Origin of the sequence: Kitasatospora herbaricolor (assembly GCF_030813695.1) — a bacterium.
Lineage (GTDB): Bacteria > Actinomycetota > Actinomycetes > Streptomycetales > Streptomycetaceae > Kitasatospora > Kitasatospora herbaricolor.
Map to the genome: position 1 here is coordinate 8,972,675 of NZ_JAUSVA010000002.1, position 24,039 is coordinate 8,996,713.

Below are 24,039 nucleotides of genomic sequence, written 5' to 3' on the forward strand. Positions count from 1 at the left end.
CGATGAGCCGTGTCGATGTGGAACCGAAGGTCGAGGAACGGCCGCCCCGCGGGCGGTGGGGGCTGCTGGCGGAACCCGACTTCCGCCGGCTGTGGATCGGGGAGACGACCAGCGGCCTGGGTACGGCCGTCGGCAACGTCGCGCTGGCCCTGGTGGCGGTGGTGACGCTGGGGGCGAGCCCGTTCATGGTCGGGCTGCTGACCGCCTCGGCCTGGCTTCCGTGGCTCTTCCTCGGGCTCACCGCCGGTGCCTGGGTGGACCGTTGGCCGCGCCGGACGGTGATGCTGGTCTGCGACCTGGCGCTGCTGGTGCTGTTCGCCAGCGTCCCGGTGGCGGGCTGGCTCGGGGTGCTGACCATCGGCCAGCTGGTGGTGGTGGCCCTGCTGACCGGCGCGGTGAAGGTCTTCTTCAGCACCGCGTACGGGGCGGTGGTGCCCTCGCTGGTGGCCAGGCCCGACCTGCTGGAGGCCAACGTCAAGCTGCGGGCCGGCGAGTCGGCGGTGGAGATCGCCGGGCCGGGCGTCGCGGGCGTCGTCTCGCAGCTGTTCGGGGCGGCGACCGGGATGCTGCTGGACGCCGTGACCTACCTGGTCTCCGCGCTGTTCCTGGGGGCGATCGAGACCAGGGAGAAGCCGCCGGCGCGGGCCGCCCGGCAGAGCATCGTGCGGGAGATCGGCGAAGGGGTGCGGTTCCTGGTCCGCGATCCGTACCTGCGCACGCTGGCCTGCTTCGGCGCGGTCGGCAACCTGGCCCTGAACGGGATCCAGGCCGTCCAGACGGTCTTCCTGGTCCGTGGTGTGGGCCTGGACCAGGGCGGGGTCGGCCTGGTGTTCGCCGTGGTGAGCGTGGGCGGGCTGGTCGGTGCCTCGACGGCCGGCCGGATCGCCCGCCGCTTCGGCACCGCCCGCGGCCTGCTCGTCTGCGAACTGGTGGTGGCGCCGTTCATCCTGCTGCTGCCGACCGCCGGCCGGGGGGTGCCGCTCCCGGTGAGCGTGCTCGCCTGGTCGGTCGCGGTCTGCGGGGTGGTGGCGGGCAACGTCATCGCCGGCAGCTTCTACCAGACCTACTGCCCGCCGGAGATGATCGGCCGGATCCGGGCGAGCGCCTCCACCGTCAACTACAGCGCGATCCCGGTGGGCGCCCTGCTGGGCGGCTACCTCGGCGGGGTCCTGGACAGCAGGACCACGATCTGGATCATGTCCGCCGTCCTGCTCTCCGCCGGCCTGATCCTGCTGGCCAGTCCGATCCGATCCCTGCGGAACTTCCCGGAGCACTCATGACCGACACCGTTGTCACCAGCCTCGACATCAGAGCACTGCGGGCGGCCGACAGCACCGCCATCGCCGACCTCTACCTGCACGACCGCCACTTCCTGCGGATGTGGGAGCCCGAGGAGGCGGACGAGTTCTTCACCGGCCCCGGCCAGCGCGAGGCGGTGGAGTCGACGCTGCGCGAGTGCGCGAGCGGCCGGATGCTGGCCTGGGTGATCGTGGCCGGCGGCGAGATCGTCGGGCGGGTCAACCTCAACAACCTGGCCATGGGCCCGCTGCGGAGCTGCTCGATCGGCTACTGGGTGGCCCAGCGGTACGGCGGCCGGGGGTACGCGAGCTTCGCGGTGGAGAGCGCGCTGGACATCGCCTTCCACGACCTGAGCCTGCACCGGGTGGACGCCTTCGCCCGCCTGGACAACGCCCGGTCACTGCGGGTGCTGGAGAAGAACGGCTTCCGGACGGTGGGCATCTCGCGCGGTCACCTGCACGTCGGGGGCCGCTGGCAGGACGAGATCTACCTGCAGAGGCTGGCGCCCTGGGACGACGGCGTCCAGCTCGAACCCGCCTTCGCCACCTCGATCCTGGGAGAGTCATGACCAGCCCGCAGCACCTCCGGACCGCCCGCCCCCGGCACTACCTGATGTGCCGCCCGAGCTACTTCGAGGTGACCTACTCGATCAACCCGTGGATGGACCCGGCGAAGCCGGTGGACGGTCCGCTCGCGGTCACCCAGTGGGAGCGACTGCGCGACCTCTACACCGAGTTGGGCCACACCGTGGAGGAGATCACGCCGCTGCCCGGGCTGCCCGACATGGTGTACGCGGCGAACGGGGCCACGGTGGTGGACGGCCGGGTACTGGGTGCCCGGTTCCGCAACGCGGAGCGGTCCGCGGAGGGGCCCGCCTACCTGGCGTGGTTCCGCGCCCGCGGCTACCGGGACACCCTGGACCCCGTCCACGTGAACGAGGGCGAGGGCGACTTCCTGGTCACCGACACCTGCGTGCTGGCCGGCCGCGGGTTCCGCAGCACCCCGGCCGGGCACCGCGAGGCCCAGGAGTTCTTCGGCCGCCCGGTGGTCGGGCTGGACCTCGTCGACCCGCGCTACTACCACCTGGACACCGCGCTGAGCGTGCTGGACGGCGACGAGGTGATGTACCACCCGGCCGCCTTCTCGCCCGGCAGCCGGGAGGTGCTGCGGCGGCTGTTCCCCGACGCGCTGCTGGTGGCCGAGGCCGACGCGGAGGTGTTCGGGCTCAACGCGGTGAGCGACGGACTGAACGTGGTGCTCCCCGAGGCCGCCACCGGACTGTCCGCGCAGCTGCGCGCCCGGGGGTTCCGGCCGATCGGGATGGACCTCACCGAGCTGCTCAAGGGCGGTGGCAGCGTGAAGTGCTGCACCCTGGAGATCCGGTCGGGCGCCTGAGGGGCGGCGCGGGCGGGCCCCGGCCCGCCCGCCGGTCGACGGGGGAGCGGGGCGATGGGTGACGCCGGCCGTCGCCGCGGTCGACCTACCGGTGGACGCGTCGTCGACGCCCCGGTCAACGCGCCGATCGACGGTGATCGGTGCAGGTCAGGGCCCGATCAACGGGATCGACGGCCGACTCGCCGATCGATCGACGCGGCGGCCCGGCCGTGGTGCTCAAGCGTAGATCCGGCGTTGACCGGCTCTTGTCAGAGTGGAGTCACCGAAGAGGCGGAGAACACACTCGCCGGAGAATCACTCCCAGGGGGTATCCAGTCATGAAGACCCGATTCAGCAAGCTCCGGTTGGTCGCGGCGGGCCTCGGCATCGCGATGGCGATCGGCAGCGCGGCCGGCACGGCGGGGGCTTTCGGCGGGACGCACCACCGGGTGGTCGTCGCGGCTCCCGAGGCGGGCCTGGAGGACTGGAACAGCACCGGGTCCTGAGCCCGGCGGCCGCCCCCGCGAGGGCGACGCCGCCCGGGAGGGCGGGACACCCCCGGCCCGTGCCGTGCGAACGCCGGCCGGCCCACCAGCACCCGCTACCGGGGGTGTGGCGTGGACCGGCCGGCGCTCGCACGGCACGGGGCGTCTCGGGCGGTCCCGGTGGGCCCCGGGGCCTGCCGGCCGAGCCGGGAGGCGACCCGCGGTCAGGGGACGGCCGGCACCAGCGAGGGCTCGCGCAGCAACCCGGCCACCTCGTCCGCGTCGGGCAGGCCGAGGCGGGTGAACAGGGCCAGGGCCAGTTCCAGGCGGGCCCGGGCCTCGGGGCCCCGGCCGAGATCGGCCAGGGCCCGGCCCAGCACCACCAGGGCCTGCGCCTGGTCCCGTTCGGTGCCGACCTCCTCGCAGAGCAGCAGCGCCCGTTCGGCATGGTCCAGCGCCTCCGCCGTCCGGCCGAGGGTGCGCAGGCTGTCGGCCAGCCGGTAGCGCGCGTGCGCGGCCCGCTCCCGGAGACCGGCGGCGGTCGACACCGTCAGGCACTCGCCGAACCAGGTCACCGCCTCCTCGTGCCGCCCCAGGAAGTGCAGCGCGAGCCCGAGCACGTACAGGGTGTAGGCCCGGCCCGGGTCGTCCTGCCTGGTCCGCAGCTCCGCCAGGACGGCGTGGCAGATGGTGACCGCCTCGGCCGCCCGCCCGCTGCGGACCCGCGCCAGCGCCGAGTTGACCGTCGTCACCACCGCGCCGGACCGGTGGCCCAGAGCCCGGGCGAGCGACAGTGCCTCGTCGTAGTGCCCGACGGCCTCGTCATGGCGGCTCAGGTACTGGCAGATCAGGCCCAGGTCGTTGAGCGCCTGGCGGAGGATCACCGTGTCGCTGGTCTCGCGGCAGGCCTCGGCCGCCAGCCGGGCCTCGGCCTCGGCCCGGTCGAGCAGGGTGGCGGACAGCGCGATGTTGCCCCGCAGGAAGCGGGCCCGGCCCTCGGCCCGCCGGTCGCCGTGCCGGACGGCGGCCTCCACCAGGGCTTCGGCGGCGGAGCCGAACTGCCTGCTCAGCGGGGTCAGACCGAACGGCGTCAGCGCGATCAACAGGTCGATGGCGCGTCGCAGCGGCAGCCGGACGGGCAGCGTCGCCTCACCGCCCGGCCCGGCCCCGTCGGATCCCTCGCCGGACGCCGATCCGGTGCCGCCCCCGTCCACCGCCGGGACGGCCTTCGCCCATTCGGCCACCTGGGCGGCGAGCGCGACCGCGCCCGGGGTCTCCGCCGCGGCCCAGGCCTTGGCGTCGTCCCGGCTGTCCAGGCCGAGCCCGGGGGAGCGGGCCGGGCCCAGCGCGCCGGCCGCCGGATCACCGGGCACCACGTGCTGGAACGCCGTGCAGGCGGTGGCGAGCTGGTGGTCCAGCAGCCGGTCCCTGGCCGCCACGTACTCACCGCCGGTGCCGGCCGGCCCGGCCGTCGCGGTGGACCGGCCGCCAGCGGTCAGCTCCCGCTCCGGGCGGCGGCGGGCGAAGGCGCGCAGCAGGTCGTGGTAGCGGTACCGGCCGGGGAACGGCGAGTCCACCATGGCGACGTCCACCAGGGACTCCAGCAGGTCCTCGGCGTCGTACTCGTCCAGGTCGAGCAGGGCGGCGGCCGCCGCGAGCCCGATGTCGGGCCCGTCGACGCTGGCGGCCAGCCGGAAGGCCCGGGCCTGGTCGGCGGTCAGCTGGCGGTAGCTCAGTTCGAAGGCCGCCTCCACGGCGAGGTCGCCGATCCGCAGCTCGTCGATCCGGCGCCGCTCGACCGCCAGGCGCTTGCTCAGGGTCTGCACCGTCCAGGACGGCCGCGCGGCCAGCCGGGCCGCCACGATCCGGACCGCCAGCGGCAGGTAGCCGCAGGCCACCACCAGGTCCAGGGCGGCTTCCCGTTCCTCGGCCAGTCGCTGCGGGCCGATCGTCCGGGCGAGCAGTTCCAGCGCCTCCTCCGGCCGGAAGACACCGAGGTGTTCCTGGACGGTGGCGGGCAGGCCGCCCAGCCGGGTGCGGCTGGTGGTCAGCACGGCGCAGCCGACCGCTCCGGGGAGCAGCGGCCTGACCTGCGCGGTGTCCTTCGCGTTGTCGAGGACGAGCAGCAGCCGCCGGCCGTCCACCATCGACCGGAACAGCGCGGACCTCGCCTCGACGCCCTCCGGGAGGGACTCGGCCGGCGACCCCAGCGCGACCAGGAAGCCGGCCAGCACCGCCTCCGGCTCGGCCGGCGCCGCGTCGCTGCCCCGCAGGTCGGCGTAGAGCTGGCCGTCCGGGAAGGCCTCGCGGATCCGGTGGGCGACGTGCAGCGAGAGGGCGGTCTTGCCGACGCCGCCCATGCCGACCACGGTGGCGATCACCAGGGCCTGCGGGGCCGGCGTGGCGAGTGTGTCGCAGAGGGTCTCGACCAGTGCCGAGCGTCCGGTGAAGTCGGACGCGTCCGGCGGGAGTTGCGCGGGCCGGGGGGCCGAGCCGGCCGGCTGCCGCAGGCGCTGCGGGGGCTGCGCCTGGTCGGCCCGGCCGCCGGAGTCCGGGCCGGTGGGGGCGGCGTCGGCGGCGCCTTCGTCCGGGTGCCGATGCGCCGCGCGCTCCGAGGCGGGCAAGGAGTCGTGGGGGCCTGCGCCCGGTGGTCTGCCCGCCGGCGGGCCCGGCGGCCCGGCGGCCGCGGGCCCGCCGTGCGGCTGGGCGAGCCCGACCGGGCCGGCGGCGGGCGCGAGCGCGGGGTCGCCCTCCAGGATCCGGCGGTGCAGCGTCTCCAGCTCCAGGCCCGGGGGTACTCCGAGCTCCTCCAGGAACAGCTGGCGCGCCCCGCGGAACACCGCCAGCGCGTCGGCCTGCCGGCCCGCCTGGTACAGCGCCTGCATCAGCAGGCCGTAGGACTTCTCGTGCAGCGGGTACTCGGCGGTGAGCGCCGTCAACTCCGGTATGCAGCGCGCGAAGCGGCCCAGCGTGAGGTCCAGCGAGATCCGCTCCTCCAGCAGCGCCAGCCGCAGCTCGTCCAGCCGCTTGCGCTGCCGTTCGGCGAACGGGCCGGGGATGCCGGCGAGCGGTTCGCCCTGCCAGAGGTCCAGCGCCTGGTTGAGCAGGTCCCGGGCCTGCTCCGGCTGCCCGGCGTTCGCCGTCCGCTCGGCGCGGGCCGCCAACTCCTCTGCCCTGGCGGTGTCCACCGCGTCCTTGGGCAGCACCAGCCGGTAGCCGTCGCCGACCGAGACCAGCACGTGCGGCGCGGCCCGGTCGTCCTCCAGGATCTTGCGCCAGCGCCAGGCGTACGTCCGGACGGTGGTCATCGCGGCGCCCGGCGGCTCCTCCCCCCAGAGGGCGTCGATCAGGTCGTCGGCGCGTGCCGCCCGGCCCGGGCGCAGCAGCAGCACCGCGAGCATCGCCTGCTGCTGCGGGCTGCCCGTGCGCAACGGGACCTCGCCGCGATAGGCCCGCATCAGACCGAGTAACGAAAACCGGAAGTCGTCCATCCCTGCCCCACCCCACTGCACCCCACGCGGCTGCCCCGCCCGTGCGCTCCACACTAAACACGGGCGAACAGCCACATGTCGAGATGGCGTTGAACAGATTGTGATCGACCGTTGACGCATCCTCACTACCGTCGGTGGAGCCGACCGGGGCCCGCCCGCCGCCAACGGCACCGCCCCGGCCGGGACGCGGCGACGCCGCCCGCCCTCGCGCCGGGCACCTCGGACCGGCCGCCGGAGCCGGGCCGCCGGCCCGGTCGCCGCGACCCGGACGGGTCATCGACCACGCTGTCTGGAGGCGGACGCCATGCACACCGACCTGTTGTACGACCTGCTCGAGGTGGACCGCCAGGCCGGCCCGGCCGAGTTGCTCAGGACCTCCCGCGCCGTCCATCAACTGCCTTATCTCGTCCTGTCCTTGCTCGCCCACGAGGAGGTCAGGATGGGCGAACCGGCCCGCGCGGAGCTGCGCCGGGCCCGGGTCAGGACCGAGCACTACGCCGAACTCGCCCGCGGGCTGGAGCAGTCGACCGGGGTCAGGCCGATCAGGGGTCTGCGGCTGGCCGGCTACTACCCGCCCGGGCTGCTCCGCCCGCAGGGGGACCTGGAGCTCGTCGCCCCCGGCGAGGCCGCGCTCTGGCAGGCGGTGGTGCGGCTGGTCGCCGACCACCCGGTGGAGGAGATCGGCGTGACGGTCTTCGGCGGCCGGCCCCGGCACACCGCCGTCACCCTGCACTGGCCGGCCGCCGACCCGCTGGTCGACCCCTGGTACCGGGTCGGCCTCTGCACCGCCGCCCTCGCCGGTGACCTGGCGGCCGTCCCCGTCCGCCCGGTGCTGGTGGCCGAGGACCACGTCGAGTGCCTGATCGCCCTGGCCGAGGAGGGCCTGCGGCGGGCCTTCCAGGTGCGGGACGTGGTGGACGTCCTGATGCTGGCCCAACTGCCCTTCGACCCGGTGGAGACGGCCGCCCTGGTCGCCGCCTACCGGCTCGCCCCGGAGGCCGCCGCGCTGCTCGACCTCGCCGCCGCGCACGTCCCGCTCGGTTCGCTGGCCGGGGTCCGTGCGGCCCTGGAGCCCGGGTCGGCCGCCGAACTGCGCCGCCGGGAGAGCGTCCCGGCCGCCCGCTCCGGCCGGGCTCGGCACGGCGTGCTGCTGCGCCGCACCGTCACCCGTGACGACTGGGACGGCTCGCGCTGCGTCCCCTTCGAGCACGGCGAGTTGCTGCTCACCCCGGTCGCCGACTACCTGCTCCCGGCCGACGGGGCCACCGCCCAGGCACGGGAGGCCGCGGCGCTGGCGCTGCGCGCCTGGGACGCGAGGCGGTGAGCAGCGGGTGGGTTCCGCCCGGCGCCCGCTAGGCTGGGGCTCTTCTAGGAGAGGACCGCCCGTGCCGGCCGACGCCAAGTCCCATGTCCGAATCGCCCGCCCGTCCCGGGACCTGGCCGCGGCCGAGCGCTTCTGGGCCGGCGGACTCGGGCTCGACGTGCTGTACCGGCACGAGGGGACGGGCGCCACGGGCGACCACTCGCTGCTGATGGTCGGCTGGCCCGCGGCAGCCTGGCACCTGGAGCTCGTCGGGGACTCCGGGATCGCGGCCGCGTCGCCGCCCGGCCCGGAGGACCTCTTCGTGGTCTACCTGGACGAGCCCGTCCCCGCCGAGCTGGTCGAACGCCTGGTGCGGCACGGCGGCACCCGGGTGCCCGCGCACAATCCGTACTGGGACGAATGGGGAGTCACGGTCCAGGACCCGGACGGCTACCTGCTGGTGCTGTCGTCCCGTGGCTGGTCCAGCTCCTGAGGGCGACGGGCCCGCAGGCCGGCGTGCGGGCCCGCACCCGGGGCGGACCGGGGCGCGGCGACGCCGTACGGTGGTGCCGTGATGCTGAGTCTGCCCCCCGGTGAGTTCGACGCCTACCTCTTCGACTGCGACGGGACCGTCGCCGACTCCATGCCGCTGCACTTCCTCGCCTGGCGGCAGGCCCTGGGCGAGTGGGGCTGCGAGTTGTCCGAGGAGCTGTTCTACGCCTGGGGCGGCCGGACGGTGCCCGACATCATCACCGATCTCAACGCCGACCGCGGACTGGCCATGCCGGTGGCGGTCGTCGCCGACCGCCACCTGGAGCTCTACCAGGAGATGTTGCCGGAGCTGGCCGCGGTGCCCGGCGTGCTGGAGCACATCGAGGAGGCCCACGGGCGGATCCCGTTCGCGATCGTGTCCGGCAGCGGCCGTGCGTCGGTGACGGCCTCGCTGACCACGCTGGGGCTGCTCGACCGGTTCGAGGTGATGGTCTGCGACGGCGACTACCCGCGGCCCAAGCCCGCCCCGGACCCGTTCCTGCTGGCCGCCCGGCAGTTGGGCGTCGACCCCGAGCGCTGCCTGGTCTTCGAAGACGCCGACAACGGGGTCCGGGCCGCGCAGGCGGCGGGGATGGCCTGGGTCCGCGTGCCCGGGCCGCGGGCGCGCCCGGCCGCCCGGGGGTAGCACGGGGACGGTGTCCGCCGGGACGCCCGCCCGCCGTCGCGTCCTGCGGTCCTCAGGGAGCGGCGCCCAAGGTGTCGTCGAGCCGGGCGGCGCCGCCGGTGGTGGACGGCAAGGCATCCGGGCCGGGCCTGTGGTGGCCACCGCCACAGGCCTGTGAAGCAGTCGTGTCGGTGGCGCGATTTTCCGCCCAGGGCCTATCGGGGGGCGTTTCCCGCTGCTTCAATGGCCGCCATCAACTCCCGCCCCCCTCCTGCCACTTCCGGCAGTCGACCCTCTGGACTCCCTGATGACTACGCGCGTCGACCCGTTACCGCGCCGAGCACTCCTGGTGCTGCGGCACGCGGCCCTGCTGGCCGTGTTCGCCTCCCTGCTGGTCTTCTTCGCCGGGGCGCAGCCCGCCCAGGCCGCCCCTGCCTGCGGGGTGCTCGCCTCCGGCGCCGCGCCGCAGGCCGCCGCCGCGGTGAACTCCGCCTGCGGGCTCATCGGCACCCCGTACTCCTGGGGCGGCGGCCACGGCGCGCAACCCGGGCTGTCGTACGGGATCTGCGACGCCTCCAACGGCGCCCCGAACGACTGCCACGTCCGGGGCCTCGACTGCTCCGGCATGGTGCGCTACGCCTACTACCTGGCGGTCGGCACCGACGTGATCAACGGGGTGACCACCACCCAGTGGCCGTCCTCCCGGGCGGTCGCCCGGTTCTACCGCGCCGACGGCACAGGGCCGTTGCTCCCGGGAGACCTGGTGTTCTTCGGCAACACCGCCTCCACCATCCATCATGTGGCGATGTACCTGGGCCAGGGCTGGATCGCGGAGGCTCCGTACTCCGGCGGCCACGTCCAGGTGGCGGCGCTCTCCTCGCACGGTGACTACTACGGCGCGATCCGCCTCTACGGCCCGGGCGGCGGCAGCCCCACCCCGCCGCCCGGCGGCGGCCAGTACTGGGTGGACACCTTCGCCAACGCCCCGGTGTTCGCGTCGCCCACGAGCACCAGCAGTACGGGGACGCTGTACCAGGGCACCAACTATGTGTTCTGCAAGGCCTGGGGGCGTGAAGTCTCCGGTGGGAGCAGCTTCAACCACTGGTGGCTGAAGACGGATCCGGACGTCGGCCCGGGCGGGCAGTGGGTGTCGGCCTACTACCTGTCCCGCTGGGGCAACGACGTGGCCAAGGACAACAACGGCACCGTGATCCCGGACTGTCCGGGCGGCTCGACCACACCGCCGCCGCCGACCGCCTCCAAGTACTGGGTGGACACCTTCGCCAACGCCCCGGTGTTCGCGTCGCCCACGAGCACCAGCAGTACGGGGACGCTGTACCAGGGCACCAACTATGTGTTCTGCAAGGCCTGGGGGCGTGAAGTCTCAGGTGGGAGCAGCTTCAACCACTGGTGGCTGAAGACGGATCCGGACGTCGGCCCGGGCGGGCAGTGGGTGTCGGCCTACTACCTGTCCCGCTGGGGCAACGACGTGGCCAAGGACAACAACGGCACGGTGATCCCGGACTGCTGATCCCGTCCGGGCCCGTCCCGGGCCGTTGATCGGCTTCCCGTACCGGACGGCGCGACCGTCCGGTACGGGGGAGCCTGCGGTCAGGCCCCGGCCGGGCGGCCGGTGTCTGAGAACGGCAGCAGGTCGCGGGCGCCGAGCGGGCGCCAGGTGGCGGCCGGGGCGGGCTCGTCCGTACCGGGCGGCCGGCGGAACTCCGGAACCGTCGCGACGGGCAGCGGCCCGGTGCGGACGACGGGTGCGGAGTCGTCCGAGGCGGGTTCGGAGAAGGGCTGCCCGAGCGGGCGGCGGTTGAGGGTCATGATCCAGTCTCCCAGGTCCGGGGGCCGCCTCCGACCAGGGGGCCGGGTGAACTCCGGATGGGCCGCCCGGCTCAGTGCCCGCCCTCGCGCCGGTGCCGGCCCGGGGTGGTGCCGAAGGCGAGCCGGAAGGCCTCCACGAAGGCGCTCGGGGACGAGTAGCCGGTCGCGGCCGCGACGGCGGTGACCGAGTGGCCGGCGGCCAGCAGGGTGAGGGCGTGCTGCAGGCGCAGCTGGGTCCGCCACTGCGGGAAGCTCATGCCGGTGTCGCGGCGGAACAGCCGGCTGAGGGTCCGCTCGGAGGCGCCGACCGCCGCGCCGAGCCGGGCCAGCGAGCGCTGGTCGGCGGGGTCGGCGGCGAGCAGGTCGGTGACGTCGCGCAGCCGCGGGTCGGTGGCCGCGGGCAGCAGCATGGCCAGTGGCGGGGCCTGCCGCAGCTGGTCCAGGGCGACCTGCTCCAGGGTGCGGAGCGGCTCCCCGGCCGGCGAGTCGGGCCCGCTGAGGAGGGCGATGACCTCGCGCAGCAGCGGGGTCACGGCGAGCACCGCCGGCCGCTCCAGTCGTAGGGGGTTCACCTCGGCGGGGAAGGCCAGGCAGCGCAACTCGGCAGGCCCGTACGCCTGGTGGGAGTGCGGGACGCCGGCCGGGAGCCAGACCGCGCGGTGCGGCGGGACGACCCAGCGGCCGTCCGGCGTGGACACCTGGAGGACGCCCCGGCCCGGGCAGATCAGCTGGTTCGCGGTGTGGAAGTGCCACTCGACGCGCTCGCCGTGCGCGAGCGGCCGGCGGGTCGGCTCGTGCGGGTGCTGGCGGAATTTCGACATTTGTTGTCAGAGTAACGGAAGCCGACCACCCGGTGCCCCCGGCAGGCTGGTGCCCGTACCCACGACGGGCCGATCCGGGAGGTCGATCCACGGCATGAACAGCCGTACGCAGGACAGCAGGCAGCACGACGGTGTGCGGCGCGCCGACCCGCCGGAGCCGGTCGCGCCCGCCGCGCCGCCCGGAGTGCTCAAGGCGGCCCCGGCCGGAGTGCTCAAGGCGGCACCGGTCACGGCACCACCCGCGGAGCCCGGCGTCTGGCGCCGGATGCGGATGTGGGGCGTCGCGCACGCGGTGGACGATCTGTACCAGGGCCTGGTGCCGGCCGTGGTTCCCTACTTCGTGCTGGAGCGCGGCTACGGCTACGTGGCGGCCGGCGGACTCACCCTCGCCGCGACGCTGGGCAGTTCGGTTCCGCAGCCGTTCATCGGCGTGGCCGTCGACCGGATGCGGCTCGGCTGGCCGGCCGCCGCGGGGGTGGCGCTGGCGGGCCTCGGGCTCGGCCTGTCGGGACTGGTCCCGTCCTACCCGGCGGTGTGGCTGCTGGTGCTGCTGTCCGGCCTCGGGGTGGCGATGTTCCACCCGGCCGCCGGCAAGGCCGCGCGTGAGGCGGCGGGGGAGAGCACGGCGGCGATGGGCGTCTTCGCGGCCGGCGGCAGCGTCGGGTTCTTCCTGGCGCCGGTTCTCGCCACGCCCGCACTGGTGGCCTGGGGCGTGGGTTCCACGGTGCTGTTCGTGCCGCCGGCTCTGCTGATGGCGTACGTGCTGTTCCGGGACCGGCACCGGCAGCGCGCGCTGGCCGCGGCCCGCGCCGGGGCGCCGGCCGGTACCGACCGCTGGGGGCCCTTCCTGCTGCTGACCGCCGTCGAGGTGGTCCGCTCGGTGGTCTTCTTCGGGGTGAGCACCTTCGTCACGCTGTACTGGCTGCGCGATCTGTACGCCTCCCGGGCGCTCGGCGGGGTGGCCCTGGCCTGCTTCCTGGGCGGCGGGGTGGCGGGCACGCTCGGCGGCGGGCGGATCGCCGACCGGATCGGGCTGGTGCGGACCGTCCGGCTGGGCACGGCGCTCACCGTGCCCGCCCTGCTCGGGCTGCGGCTGATGCCGGGACAGTACCCGCCGCTGCTGTTCGCGGTGCTGGCGGGCGCCGCCCTCAACCTGCCCTTCGCGGTACTGGTCAAGCTCGGTCAGGACTACCTCCCCACCCGGCCGGGCACGGCCGCCGGGGTCACCCTGGGGCTGGCGGTGAGCGTCGGCGGCCTGATCGCGCCGGTGCTCGGGCTGATCGCCGAGAGCCACGGCCCGCGCGGGGTGCTGACGGCCTTGTGCGCGGTGCCGCTGCTGGGAGTCGGGCTGGCGTACTTCCTGGCGGAGCCGGAACGGGCGGCCGCCGGGCCGGGGTGACTGCCGGGCCGGGGTGACTTCCTGGTCGGGGTGGCTGCCGGGCCGGGGTGACCAAGGGGCGGGGGCACCGAGACCCTGGGCGGGCTGCGCACCGGGGTGAGCGGCCCGTGGCGGACGGGCCCGACCCCGTGGCCGGCCGGTCCGTTGCGGTTCCGCCAGGTGGAAGGGTTGCGCGGCCCCTCCCGGATCATTATCGTCACCCTGACCATAATGTGCAGGAGGGGCCGTGCCCATCACCGATTTCCTGAGTGACCTCACCGCGCCGCTCACCACCGTGCTCGGTCATGTCGGCGGCGACGAGGTGACCTGGGCCGAACTGCTCGGCTTCGCCACCGGCGCGGCCTGCGTCTGGCTGACCGTCAAGGGCAAGGCCTGGAACTTCCCCGTCGGCATCGCTAACAACATCTTCTTCCTGGTGCTCTTCGCCGGAGCCCGGCTCTACGCGGACGCCGCGCTGCAGGTGGTCTTCCTCGCCCTCGGCGCGCACGGCTGGTGGCAGTGGCTGCGCGGCGGTGCCGACCGCACCGGCGTCAGCGTCCGCCCCGCCGGGCCGCGCCTGCTGGCCGCCACCGCGTCCCTGCTCGTCCCGGTGACCTGGGGGCTCACCGTCCTGCTCGCCCGGGCCGGGGACAGCGCCCCGTTCTGGGACGCCCTCACCACCGCCCTGTCGCTGGCCGCCCAATGGCTGCTCAACACCAGGCGGATCGAGACCTGGTACTTCTGGATCGCCGCCGACCTGGTCTACATCCCGCTCTACCTGAGCAGGTCGCTGGACCTCACCGCCCTCGTCTACCTGCTGTTCCTCGGTCTCTGCGGGCTCGGCCTGCGGGCCTGGCACCGCGACCTGGCCGCCGCCTCGACCCCGGAGCCGGCGGCGGTGCCGGCATGAGCGCGCGGTTCCGGCACGGCCTGGTGATCGGCAAGTTCTACCCGCCGCACGCCGGCCACCACTTCCTGATCCGCAGCGCCGCCGACGCCTGCGACCTCGTCACCGTCGTGGTGATGGCCGCCGACGTCGAGTCCATACCGCTGGCCGCCCGGGTCGCCTGGGTCACCGAGGCCTGGGCGGGCGAGCCGCACGTCCGGGTTGCCGGCGTGGTCGACAACCTGACGGTCGACTACGACAGCGAGACGGCCTGGGACGGGCACGTCGCCCTGATGCGGGACGGAGTCGCCCTGGCGGCGGCCGCCGACGGCCGCAGCCCCGTGGTGGACGCGGTGTTCAGCTCCGAGCCCTACGGCACCGAACTGGCTCGCCGCTTCGGCGCCGCCGCCGTGCTGCTGGACCAGGGCCGCGACACCTTCCCGGTGTCGGGGACGAAGGTCCGCGCCGACCCGGCCGGGTACTGGAGCGACCTCGAACCTCCCGTCCGGGCCTGGCTGGCCCGCCGGGTGGTCGTGCTCGGCGCCGAGTCCACCGGCACCACGACGCTCTCCCGGGACCTCGCCGCAGCGCTCCGCGCCAGGGGCGGCCCGCACGCCCTGACCGGCTGGGTGCCCGAGTACGGCAGGGAGCTGACGGCCGCCAAGCTGGCCGTCGCCCGGGCCGTCGCGGACCCGGCCGGCCCGCCGCCGACCGTCTTCGACCTGGAGTGGGACGACCAGGACTTCGAACTGGTCTGCCGCCGGCAGAGCGCCGCCGAGGACGGGGCCGCCCGGGCCGGCGGCCCCGTCCTGGTCTGCGACACCGACGCCCTCGCCACCACCGTCTGGCAGGAGCGCCACCGGGGCGCGGTCACCGGGCCCGTCCGGGAGCTGGCCGCCGGACTGTCACCGCGCGCCCTCTACCTGCTGACCTCCGACCAGGGCGTCCCGTTCGAGGACGACGGGCTGCGAGACGGCGAGCATCTGCGCCCCTGGATGACCGGCCGCTTCCGCGAGGTGCTCGCGGCCGGCCGCACCCCCTGGCTGGAGCTTCGGGGTGACCGGGTGGAGCGGCTGGAGCGGGCGCTGGCGGCCGTCGACGCGCTGCTCGCCGAAGGCGTGCCGCTGGCTGACCCGCTGGGTTGAACCGCTGGCTGACCCGCTGGGTTGAACCGCTGGGTTGAACCGCTCCTCCGGTCCGCCGGGCCGATCCGCCCGGTGCCGGCGGATCGGCCCGGCGGACCGGTCCGGCCCTGTACGTTCCCGCGCCGCCGGGCGGTCGGCCGTGCCGTCGCGGTGGGCCCGCGGCCGCCGCCGCACCGTCAGGCCTGCTGCTCCTCACCCTCGTGCGCGGCCTGCTCGGCGGCCACCGCGGCCGCGATATGGGCCTCGGCGGCGGCCTTGTCGACGCCGAGACCGGTCAGCACGCCGTCGCCGTCCTCGAGTTCCAGCAGGGCGAGCAGGATGTGCTCGGTGCCGACGTAGTTGTGGCCCAGTCGCAGCGCCTCCCGGAAGGTGAGCTCCAGCGCTTTCTTGGCCCGCGCGTCGAACGGGACCAGCTCGGGCACCTCCGCGACGGCCGGCGGCAGCGCCGCGACGGCCGCCTCCCGGACGGCGTCGCCGGTGACGCCCTGGGCGGTGATCGCCTCCATGCCCAGCGCCTCCGGCCGGCCGAGCAGCCCCAGCACCAGGTGCTCGGGGCGGATCTCGCTGTTGCCCGCCGCGTAGGCTTCGTTCTGCGAGGCCATCACGACGCTGCGGGCGTCGTCGGTGTAGCGCCCGAAGCCCTGGCTGGGGTCGAGGTCCGGCTGCGCACCGGAGGATTTGGGGACGAACCGCTTCTGGGCGGCCTGCTTGGAGACGCCCATGCTCCGGCCGATCTCCGTCCAGGAGGCGCCGGAGCGTCGCGCCTGGTCCACGAAGTGGCCGATCAGGTGGTCGGCCAGCTCGCCGAGGTGGTCGGCGGCGATGACCGCGCCGGAGAGCTGGTCGAGCGCGTCGGGGTGCACCTTCCTGATGGCGTCGATCAGGTCGTCGAGCCGGACGGGGGACGTGATGCGGGTCGGATTCGTCATGCGTCAACCATAGGTTGACGCCCTGCTGTCGTCAACCAGTGGTTGACGACAGCAGGAGGGGGGCGGGCTCAGAGGTCCCAGGCGCCCGCGGCGGCGGTCCTCCGGGCGTACTCCGCGAAGTCGCGGGGCGCCCGGCCCAGGGCCTCCTGGACCCCGGAGGCCAGGTGGGCGTTGCGCCCGTCCGTGATCAGGTCGAAGAGGTCCGCGAACTCCGGCGGCAGCCCGCCGGGAAGGCCTCGACCGCCTCGGCGGCCCCCGGGAAGGCCAGATCGGGGTAGTAGGTCAGGTAGACGGCGCCGACCCCCTCCAGCACCGCCTCCCGGCCGGACGGGTCCCCCCGGTCGAACCGCGGCCGGGCTCCGCGCGAGCCGATCCGCACCGGCAGCCCCCGGGCGGTGAGCCGCGCCGCGACCCGGCGGCCGGTCTTGCCGGTGCCGCCGATCACCAGCGTGACGGGTGCGGCCGCCGTCCCGGCGGTCGCCCGCTGCGCGTCCGATGTGCTGCGGTCCCGGGTGTCCTGGGTGTGGTCGGAGTTCTTGCTGTTCTCGGTCATGGCTCCGGTCAACGTCCGCCGCGCCCGCCGGGCCATCGTCCAGAGGCTCACGCCCATACGCGAGAGCGTCCAGCCCCGGAGGCGTCCGCCGGGAACGGCCTCCGAGCCGGCGGTGACCACCTGTCGGCACGTCAGGTGCCGATTCGCCCACGGTGGCCGAGGGGGCCCGCGGACGGGCCCGTGCGGCGGCCCTCACGGCGATCCCGCTTCATGCAAAGACTTCGTTGCAAAGGAATGGTGGCGATCGCTAGTCTGCCGGCCATGACGGAACCTCAGCCCGCCGTACGCAGCCTCGACGCCCGCTCCCTGCGCGGCCTCGCGCACCCGCTGCGGATGCGCCTGCTCGCCGCGCTGCGGGAGAACGGCCCGGCCACGGCCACGAAGCTCGCCACCAGGCTCGGCGAGTCGTCCGCCTCGGTCAGCTACCACCTGCGGCAGCTCGGCGCGCACGGCTTCATCGCGGAGGAGACGGACCGGGGCACCACCCGTGAACGCTGGTGGCGGGCCGAGCACCGCGGCCACCGGTTCGACAGCCTTGAGGACTTCCTGGAGCATCCCGATCCCGAAGTGCGCGGCGCCATGGGCGTGTTCCTCAACGAGGTGGCCGCGGTCCACGCCCGGGAGCTGGCCGACTGGCTCGCGGGCACCGGCGACCGGCCCGAGGAGTGGCGTCGCAGCTGGGACATGAGCGACTTCAACCTGCGCCTGACGCCCGAACTCGCACGGGAACTCGTCGGCCGGACGCACGAACTCGTACAGAGCTTCCGCGACCGGGCCGCTGCCGACGAGGCCCGGGCCGTCCCCGTCCGCATCCACCTGCACGCCTTTCCCCTCCCGAAGAGCTGACGACCCGACGACCGCACGGAGACATCCCCATGACCGTCGCCGCCACCGACCGCGCCGACGAGGCCCGGGCCGCCCCGGACCGGCGGCCGCTCGGCGCCCTGCTGGCCGCCAATCTCGTCTCGATCACCGGCAACGCCCTCGCGGGCATCGGAGTGCCCTGGTTCGTCCTGCAGACCACCGGAAGCGCCTCCCGGGCAGGCCTGGTGGCCTTCTGCGGGATGCTGCCGCTGGCGGTGTCGGCGCTCACGGCCGGACCGGTGATCGACCGGATCGGCCGCCTGCGTGCATCGGTGCTGTCGGACCTGGTGTGCGGGACGGCCGTCGGGCTGATCCCGGTCCTCCAGTGGGCCGCCCTCCTGCGGTTCTGGCAGCTGTGCGTCCTCATGGCGGTCAACGGCCTGTTCCAGGCCCCGGGAGAGACCGCGCGCCAGGTGCTCGCCCCCGATCTCGCCGACCACGCCGGCATCCCGCTCACCCGGGCCATGAGCCTGTACACGAGTGCGTCCAGAGGGGCACGGCTGCTGGGCGCCGCGGGGGCCGGCGTACTGATCACGCTCGTCGGGGCCGGTCCGGTCCTGCTCCTCGACACGGCGACCTTCGGCGTCTCGGCGCTGCTGGTCGCCCTCGGTGTCCGGCGCGTTCCCGCCGCCGCCCCGCAACGGAACGCGCCCCCGGTCAACCTGCGTACGTACCGCGAGGAACTGCGCGAGGGCCTGGTCTTCCTGCTCCGTCAGCGCCTGCTGCTCGCCATCACCTTGGTGCTCATGGTCACCAACGGCCTGGACCAGGCATGGAGTGCCGTACTGCTGCCCGTGCACGCCGAGCGCGACCTGGGCGGATCGATCGACCTCGGCCTGCTCGCCGGCCTCTTCGCGGCCGGCGCGCTCGGCGGGTCGCTGCTGCACGCGGTGCTGGGCGCCCGGCTTCCCCGCCGCACGCTGTACGCCTGCTGCCTCCTGGTGAGTGGAGGCCCGCGCATGCTGGTCGCGGCGTTCGCGCCCGGTCTGCTGCCCCTGGCCGTCACGCTGGCCGTCGCCGGTGTGGCCGCCGGAATCCTCAACCCGATCGTCTCGACCGTGCTGTACGAGCTCGTGCCCCCCGCACTGCGCAGCCGGGTGACGGGCGTCCTGGCGGCGGGAGTGCTGCTGGCGACGCCGCTCGGCGGCCTCGCCTGCGGCTTCCTGGTCGACCGGGCCGGGCTGACCACGGCACTCGCACTTGTCGGCGGGGCGTACCTGCTGATCACGCTCTGCCCGCCGGCCTTCCCCTCCTGGCGCCGGATGGACGGCACGGGCGGCGAAGGTGTGAGCGTGTAGGCGCCGGGCAGGGCAGCAGCGGACGGGCGGAACGAGCAGACGGACGTCGCCCGACGTCGCAGTAGCATGCGGCCATGACCGGCCGATCACCGCTCCCACTGCTCTTCCTCGACGTCGACGGACCTCTCCTCCCGTTCGGCGGGACACCTCGTGAACACCCCGCGAGCACCGCGCACGGGCACCGCGCGACGCCCGCGGCCGGGGCGGCCGCCAATCCGCTGCTGGCCCGGCTCGATCCGGCGCTCGGGCCACGACTCCTCGCGCTTCCGTGCGAGTTGGTCTGGGCCACCACGTGGATGGCCGACGCCAACACCGACGTGGCGCCCGCGATCGGCCTGCCGGACCTCCCGGTGCTGGACCCGCCGGAGCTGTCCGAGGAGCAGCAGCGGGCGGACGAGCGCCGCGGACTGCACTGGAAGACCCGGGCCCTGGTCGGCCTGGCCGGCGCCAGGCCGTTCGCCTGGGTCGACGACGAGATCACCGCCGCCGACCGGGCCTGGGTGGCCGCGCACCACGCGGGCCCGGCCCTGCTGCACCGGGTGGACCCTCGTACCGGGCTCACCGAGGCCGACTTCGCCGCGCTCGACCGCTGGCTGCGCGGGGCCGGCGCGGCGCGGGAGTGACGCCCGCCCTGGGGGAGAAGCCCGCCCCGGGCGGGGGACAGCCGGGCAACCGGGCCTGGAGCGGGTGGAGTTGCGCCCTCGCGGCGGACGGCAGCCGCGACGGCGGCCGGGCCCGTGCGGCCCGTCCGGTCCGGGGGCGCGGGTGAAGCGCCTCCCGGAGCGGACGGACCCGGCTCGCCGGGGCCGGGTCAGAGGACCCGGGCGGTCGCGCCGTACCCCAGGACCCGGGAGGCGGTCTGCGCGTCGACGTCCAGACCCGGGTCCGGGCGCCAGTCCGCCATCAGGGTCAGGCCGGGCTCGACCAGCTCCATGCCCTCGAACCACGAGGCGATCACCTTGCGGTCGCGGACGTACAACTGCTGGCCCACCCCGGCCAGGTAGGCGTCGGTCATCCGCCCCACCTGGACGCGGGTGGCCTCGTCGGCGAGGTCGTCCGAAAGGTGCGAGATCGACAGGTAGCTCCCGGGGGCGCACGCCTCCCGGTAGGAGGTGACCAGGGCGGCCGGGTCCTGCGCGTCGTCGACGAAGACCAGCAGGCCGCCCATCAGGATGCCGACCGGCCGGCTGAGGTCGATCAGTTCGCGGGTGCTGGGGTGCGACCACACCTGCTCCGGGTCGCGGCCGTCGGCCTCGATCATGGCGACGAGCGGTTCGCCGGCCAGGATCTCCTCGCCGTGCCGGACGGCCGACGGCTCGCAGTCGACGTAGACCACCCGGGCCTGCGGGTTACGGGCGTGCGCCACCTCGTGGGTGTTGTTCATGGTGGGCAGCCCGGAGGCCAGATCGATGAACTGGTCCACGCCCTGGGCGATCAGGAACCGTACCGAGCGGCGCAGCCAGTCCCGGTTGGCCCGGGCCAGCAGGTCGACGCTGGGCAGCATGGTCCTGATCCGCTCGGCCTTCTCCCGGTCGACCGCGAAGTTGTAGAGACCGCCCAGGTAGTAGTCGTAGATCCGCGCGATGTTGGCGACATCCACGACGGCCGCGGGACGCTCGGCGAATGTGGTCATGTGGGGATCCTTCGCGTCGGATGGCCGGGCGCCCACGGCGGTGCGCGGCCTGCGCCAGATCATATAGTGATGATCTTTCAATTCGTCTGCCACAGAGGCAGATTGGGTCGACGGGATGTCCGCCGCAGACGTCTCGGCCCCGCTGCCGGCTGGTCGCTGCCCGGCTCGCTGGTCGCTGGTCGCTGGTCGCCGTCCGCCTCCGGCGGGCGCACCGTCATGCCCGCGGCCCCGCAGGGGAGTCACCGCCGGAGCGGCCGCCGGAGCCGCACCTGTGCGGAATACCACGGCCATTGACAGCCGGTGGCCCGGCTCGATGTAATTCTGCTGCACGGAGCACCGACCGTTTCCGGTTGCTCCCGGGGGAAAGCGGGAATTCATGGGCGCGAATATCGGACCGGCCCTTGCCGGGCATTCCAGGATCGCCTCGCTGTACGAGCGCGACCGGACCTGCCAGACGCTCGGAATCGCGCTGGACGAGGTGTCCGCGGGGCGCGCCCTGATGCGGATGCGGGTGACCGAGGAGATGGTCAACGGTTACGGGATGGCGCACGGCGGCTATCTGTTCCTGCTGGCCGACGCGGCTTTCTCCTACGCCTGCAACAGCTACGGCCAGGTCACCGTGGCGCAGGCCGCGCAGGTCACCTTCCTGGCCCCGGCCGCGGTCGGTGACGAACTGGTCGCCGAGGCCGTGGAGCGGGCGCGCTCCGGGCGCAACGGCGTCTACGACGTGACCGTCCGGCACTCCGCCGGGAAGGTCGTGGCGGAATTCCGCGGGCAGAGTGTCGCCCTCGGAGGAATTCCCCAGGACTCCTGACCGGGGAGCGGCCCTCCTGTCCCAGGTGTGGCGTGCGTGCATTCACCCGAATTCCACGCGGGCGTCCGGTTCCGTTCCCCGGCGGACGGTCCTGGATTGCATTCCGGGCGGCCGCGGTCGCCGGCCCTGCCCGCCGCCCGGCCCGGTGGGGACGGTGTTCAGTGCGGTGCGACGCCCGGGGTCAGCCGGAGGCGGTCGGGACGGTCCGGGGAGCGGCGTTCCTGCGGGGTGAGGACGTCCCGGCGGGCAAGCCAGGCGAGCAGCCGCATTCGGGCGTGTTCGTCGCGGCGGTCCGGAAGGCCGCTCCCGGCCCGCGGCTGGGTCCCGGGCAGGCCGTCCTCACGGAGCAGGACCCTGGTCGGCACATCCTCCTGGGCGGGTATCACCTCCAGGACGGAGAACCGCGAGCCGGGCGGGAAGACCACCTCGGGCTCGCCGTCCTCGGCGAAAACCGACGTCCTGCGGCCGGTCACGGACCACAGGGCGAACTCGACCGGCGTCCCCAACTCGACGTCGTGGGAGGGGACCCCGACGACCGGAGCGGGCTCGGTCAGCAGCGTCCCCGGAACGTAGTGCCGTAGCTCCGGCGCACCCGCGTGGGCGCCCAGCAGGACGGCGCCGTGGTGGCTCGGCAGCCTGCGCAGCCCCGATCCCAGGCAGGCCAGGTAGGGGGCGAGCGCCCCCGGATCGGATCGGCGGGCTGTCTCGATCAGCTCCGCGCGGGTGACCGGGACGCCGGAGTCCCAGTGGTGCAGGTAGACCGCCGCCAAGTCGCACTTCAGATCCTCCCGCGCGACGGAGCGCAGGGCCGGGAGCCGCGTCGCCACCTGATCGGCGTGACTCGCGCAGCGCTGGAAGTGGCTTCCCAGCAGGGCCTTGAAGGCGGTGCGTTCGGCCGCGAGGGCCGTCCGGTCGGGGGCGGTTCGGTCGGGGGCGGTGGCCGTCTCGGAGACCAGGGGACGGGGCTGCGCGGAGGTTGCGATGCGTCGCTCGTCCGGCTGCCCGCGGGTCGGCTCGGCCGTGTCCGGGTGCTCGCCCGTCGGCCCGGCCGTCACCGGGTCCGAAGCCTGCTCGGCGGCCACGACCGCCGGGCCGCCGGGCCGGCCGAAGCTCACCTCAGGGTGGACCGGCACGCCGTCGACCACCACGGCGGGCTCGGCTGCCCCCGGCCCCGCCAGCGCGGCCAGCAGGCTGCCCACGTCCGCCAGGATCTCCGGAGGAACCGGCTGACCTCCCGCACCGACCAGCAGGAGCGGGCGCGCCGGGTCCGGATCCAGCAGTCGGGGCTCCCGGTGCGGCCCGGGGTCGGCCGGGCGCAACCAGAGGCCGGCGGGCACGGCCTCCAGCCGCCAACCCGGCAGGGCGGTCCCGAAGACCGCCGGACCGCAGGGTGCAAGGCCGGCCGGCGCGCTGCGCCAGGCGGAGGCGACCACGCGGCGGGTCCCGGCGCAGGCGGTCAGCTCGGTCAGCCAGGGCTCCCAGGTCGCCCGGCCCTCGGCGTCCAGCAGCCGGGACGAGAGGCCGCCGGCGGTGCGCATCGGCAGGCCGACGGCCGCCCGTACGTCACGCTCCAGCTCGGCGGCAAGCTCGGCGGCGAGCCCGACCAGTGCGACGACGGCCGACCAGGGCGCGCTGAGCAGCAGCTCCCCGGGGGTGGACGGGAGCAGCCGGCGGACGACCGCGGCCAGTTGCCGGGCGGTCGGCAGCGGCCCGCCGGGGCGGCCGACCACCAGGACCACGGTGTTGTCGGTCGTGGTGGCCCTATGCAGCGGGGCGGGCCCGGCGAGTTCGGCGGATGATCCGCTCCTGATCCAGAACCCGCGGGGCAGCGCGGTGGCGAGCAGGCCGTCGGGATCGGGTTGCCCGGTGGCGTCCGGTGCCTCCCGCACGGGGGCCTCCGGAATCGGTGCGGAGCTGTTGCCCGCGGCGGTAACGGTGGGACCGGTAGGACCGGTGGCTGCAACGGTGGCGGACGGCGCGGGGGCTGCGAGGGTCACCGGTGCGGCGAGCACCGGTTCCGACGCTGCGGGCACCTCGGCAGGGGAAACGGCGGCAGCGGTGACCGTGGCGGCGGCGGCCGGGCCCGCCGGCTCGGCCGGCGGCCAGACCGGGCCGAGTCCCTGGACCGCCCCGGCGGGCGGGCAGATCCACCAGGAGGCGGCAGCGCCCTCCGCGGTACCGGTGGTCAGCAGGGTGCCGTCGGGGCGGAGCGTGACCATTCCGTCCGGGGCCACCACCGACAGCCCGGCCAGCTCCGCGAGCTGTTCGGCCGGGCGCCGTCCGGACTCCGGCGGGGCCGCGAGTCCGGAGGCGGCCAGGACCAGGGTGGTGGCACCCCGTTCGGCGGCCGCCCGGGTCAGCTCCGCCAGCCGGCCGAGCAGCACGGTCGCCGCGTCGGGGGCGGCCGCCAGCAGCACCAGGGAGTTCGGGGAGGGCCGAAGCCGGGCCAGCGCCGTCGTCAGCCCGGTCGGCAGGCCGTTCGGTGCCGTCCCGGCGGGAGCCGTCCCCACGCCCGCGCCCGGGGCGATGACGAAGTGCTCACCGACGCGATGCAGGCCCGACGGCCCGGCGCCGGCCGTCGGCTCGGGCGGCGGGCCCGCCGCGCCGGTCTCGGCACCACCGATGCGTCGGGTCAGGCGGCGCCACACCGGCGCACCGCCGCCCGCCACACCGCCGCCGTCCCGCGACCCGTCCCCGACGGCCGGCTCGACCCTCCGCCCGGGCCCTGCCCCGGACCGCGGCCCGCTCAGGGACCCCGGTACGGACCCCGGCCCGGGGTC

General features: G+C 74.9%; 22 protein-coding genes. 15 read left to right on the top strand and 7 right to left on the bottom strand.

Annotated elements, in window-relative coordinates:
• The first annotated feature begins 2 nt into the window (after positions 1 to 2).
• The 4 genes from J2S46_RS38700 (at position 3) to J2S46_RS38715 (ending at position 3,179) form a co-directional block, all read left to right on the top strand.
• Positions 3 to 1,280, top strand: a complete 1,278-nt coding sequence (locus J2S46_RS38700) for an MFS transporter (protein ID WP_191291053.1) — start codon at positions 3 to 5, stop codon at positions 1,278 to 1,280.
• Positions 1,277 to 1,867, top strand: a complete 591-nt coding sequence (locus J2S46_RS38705; protein ID WP_191291052.1) for a GNAT family N-acetyltransferase — start codon at positions 1,277 to 1,279, stop codon at positions 1,865 to 1,867. The genes J2S46_RS38700 and J2S46_RS38705 overlap by 4 nt, the downstream gene beginning before the upstream one ends.
• Positions 1,864 to 2,694, top strand: coding sequence for a dimethylargininase (gene ddaH / locus J2S46_RS38710; RefSeq protein ID WP_191291051.1), 831 nt, complete (start codon positions 1,864 to 1,866; stop codon positions 2,692 to 2,694). Before J2S46_RS38705 ends, ddaH begins: the two co-directional genes overlap by 4 nt.
• Positions 2,695 to 3,011: 317 nt before the next feature.
• Positions 3,012 to 3,179 carry a hypothetical protein gene (locus J2S46_RS38715; RefSeq protein WP_191291050.1) on the top strand — a complete coding sequence of 56 codons (168 nt, stop codon included), beginning with the start codon at positions 3,012 to 3,014 and terminating at the stop codon, positions 3,177 to 3,179.
• Positions 3,180 to 3,382: 203 nt separating this feature from the next.
• On the opposite strand, the gene J2S46_RS38720 is transcribed toward J2S46_RS38715, so the two are convergent.
• On the bottom strand, positions 3,383 to 6,616 hold the full coding sequence (locus J2S46_RS38720) for an AfsR/SARP family transcriptional regulator (RefSeq protein ID WP_191291049.1): 3,234 nt from the start codon (positions 6,614 to 6,616) through the stop codon (positions 3,383 to 3,385).
• Between the two features lie 337 nt (positions 6,617 to 6,953).
• On the opposite strand from J2S46_RS38720, the gene J2S46_RS38725 reads away from it, so the two are divergent.
• From J2S46_RS38725 to J2S46_RS38740, 4 genes are all read left to right on the top strand, one after another.
• Entirely contained in the window at positions 6,954 to 7,973 is a 1,020-nt protein-coding gene (locus tag J2S46_RS38725; RefSeq protein WP_191291048.1) for a hypothetical protein, read from the top strand.
• A 61-nt stretch (positions 7,974 to 8,034) separates the two neighbouring features.
• Entirely contained in the window at positions 8,035 to 8,445 is a 411-nt protein-coding gene (locus J2S46_RS38730) for a VOC family protein (protein WP_191291047.1), read from the top strand.
• 81 nt (positions 8,446 to 8,526) lie between these two features.
• A complete protein-coding gene (locus tag J2S46_RS38735; protein ID WP_229912870.1) occupies positions 8,527 to 9,129 on the top strand; it encodes an HAD family hydrolase in 603 nt (200 codons plus the stop codon).
• 286 nt (positions 9,130 to 9,415) lie between these two features.
• Entirely contained in the window at positions 9,416 to 10,639 is a 1,224-nt protein-coding gene (locus J2S46_RS38740; protein ID WP_191291045.1) for a C40 family peptidase, read from the top strand.
• An 80-nt stretch (positions 10,640 to 10,719) separates the two neighbouring features.
• Here J2S46_RS38740 and J2S46_RS38745 read toward each other — a convergent pair whose 3' ends face one another.
• Positions 10,720 to 10,938 (bottom strand): hypothetical protein, encoded by a 219-nt coding sequence (locus tag J2S46_RS38745; protein WP_191291043.1) that lies wholly within the window; start codon positions 10,936 to 10,938, stop codon positions 10,720 to 10,722.
• 71 nt (positions 10,939 to 11,009) lie between these two features.
• Positions 11,010 to 11,759, bottom strand: coding sequence for an AraC family transcriptional regulator (locus tag J2S46_RS38750; RefSeq protein ID WP_191291042.1), 750 nt, complete (start codon positions 11,757 to 11,759; stop codon positions 11,010 to 11,012).
• A 271-nt stretch (positions 11,760 to 12,030) separates the two neighbouring features.
• On the opposite strand from J2S46_RS38750, the gene J2S46_RS38755 reads away from it, so the two are divergent.
• From J2S46_RS38755 to J2S46_RS38765, 3 genes are all read left to right on the top strand, one after another.
• Complete coding sequence (locus J2S46_RS38755) at positions 12,031 to 13,158, top strand: MFS transporter (protein ID WP_191291070.1); 1,128 nt, start codon at positions 12,031 to 12,033, stop codon at positions 13,156 to 13,158.
• A 226-nt stretch (positions 13,159 to 13,384) separates the two neighbouring features.
• Positions 13,385 to 14,047 carry a nicotinamide riboside transporter PnuC gene (gene pnuC, locus J2S46_RS38760; protein WP_191291041.1) on the top strand — a complete coding sequence of 221 codons (663 nt, stop codon included), beginning with the start codon at positions 13,385 to 13,387 and terminating at the stop codon, positions 14,045 to 14,047.
• On the top strand, positions 14,044 to 15,168 hold the full coding sequence (locus J2S46_RS38765; RefSeq protein WP_191291040.1) for an AAA family ATPase: 1,125 nt from the start codon (positions 14,044 to 14,046) through the stop codon (positions 15,166 to 15,168). The genes pnuC and J2S46_RS38765 overlap by 4 nt, the downstream gene beginning before the upstream one ends.
• 176 nt (positions 15,169 to 15,344) lie before the next feature.
• Here J2S46_RS38765 and J2S46_RS38770 read toward each other — a convergent pair whose 3' ends face one another.
• Together J2S46_RS38770 and J2S46_RS38775 are read right to left on the bottom strand one after the other, a co-directional pair.
• A complete protein-coding gene (locus J2S46_RS38770; protein ID WP_191291039.1) occupies positions 15,345 to 16,097 on the bottom strand; it encodes a Clp protease N-terminal domain-containing protein in 753 nt (250 codons plus the stop codon).
• A 187-nt stretch (positions 16,098 to 16,284) separates the two neighbouring features.
• The gene (locus J2S46_RS38775; RefSeq protein ID WP_307352634.1) at positions 16,285 to 16,707 is read right to left on the bottom strand and encodes an SDR family oxidoreductase; all 423 of its coding nucleotides are present in this window, start codon (positions 16,705 to 16,707) and stop codon (positions 16,285 to 16,287) included.
• A 204-nt stretch (positions 16,708 to 16,911) separates the two neighbouring features.
• Between J2S46_RS38775 and J2S46_RS38780 the strand changes: the two genes are divergently transcribed.
• The 3 genes from J2S46_RS38780 to J2S46_RS38790 all read left to right on the top strand — a co-directional run bounded on the left by J2S46_RS38780 (position 16,912) and on the right by J2S46_RS38790 (position 19,435).
• Positions 16,912 to 17,496 (top strand): helix-turn-helix domain-containing protein, encoded by a 585-nt coding sequence (locus tag J2S46_RS38780; protein WP_191291038.1) that lies wholly within the window; start codon positions 16,912 to 16,914, stop codon positions 17,494 to 17,496.
• Between the two features lie 29 nt (positions 17,497 to 17,525).
• A complete protein-coding gene (locus tag J2S46_RS38785; protein WP_191291037.1) occupies positions 17,526 to 18,812 on the top strand; it encodes an MFS transporter in 1,287 nt (428 codons plus the stop codon).
• Between the two features lie 74 nt (positions 18,813 to 18,886).
• The gene (locus tag J2S46_RS38790; RefSeq protein WP_191291036.1) at positions 18,887 to 19,435 is read left to right on the top strand and encodes an HAD domain-containing protein; all 549 of its coding nucleotides are present in this window, start codon (positions 18,887 to 18,889) and stop codon (positions 19,433 to 19,435) included.
• Between the two features lie 188 nt (positions 19,436 to 19,623).
• Here the strand turns inward: J2S46_RS38790 and J2S46_RS38795 are convergent, their stop codons facing one another.
• Positions 19,624 to 20,445 (bottom strand): SAM-dependent methyltransferase, encoded by an 822-nt coding sequence (locus J2S46_RS38795; RefSeq protein ID WP_191291035.1) that lies wholly within the window; start codon positions 20,443 to 20,445, stop codon positions 19,624 to 19,626.
• Positions 20,446 to 20,821: 376 nt separating this feature from the next.
• On the opposite strand from J2S46_RS38795, the gene paaI reads away from it, so the two are divergent.
• On the top strand, positions 20,822 to 21,259 hold the full coding sequence (gene paaI, locus J2S46_RS38800; RefSeq protein ID WP_191291034.1) for a hydroxyphenylacetyl-CoA thioesterase PaaI: 438 nt from the start codon (positions 20,822 to 20,824) through the stop codon (positions 21,257 to 21,259).
• A 158-nt stretch (positions 21,260 to 21,417) separates the two neighbouring features.
• Here paaI and J2S46_RS38805 read toward each other — a convergent pair whose 3' ends face one another.
• Positions 21,418 to 23,907, bottom strand: coding sequence for a hypothetical protein (locus J2S46_RS38805; protein WP_191291033.1), 2,490 nt, complete (start codon positions 23,905 to 23,907; stop codon positions 21,418 to 21,420).
• Positions 23,908 to 24,039: the final 132 nt, after the last annotated feature.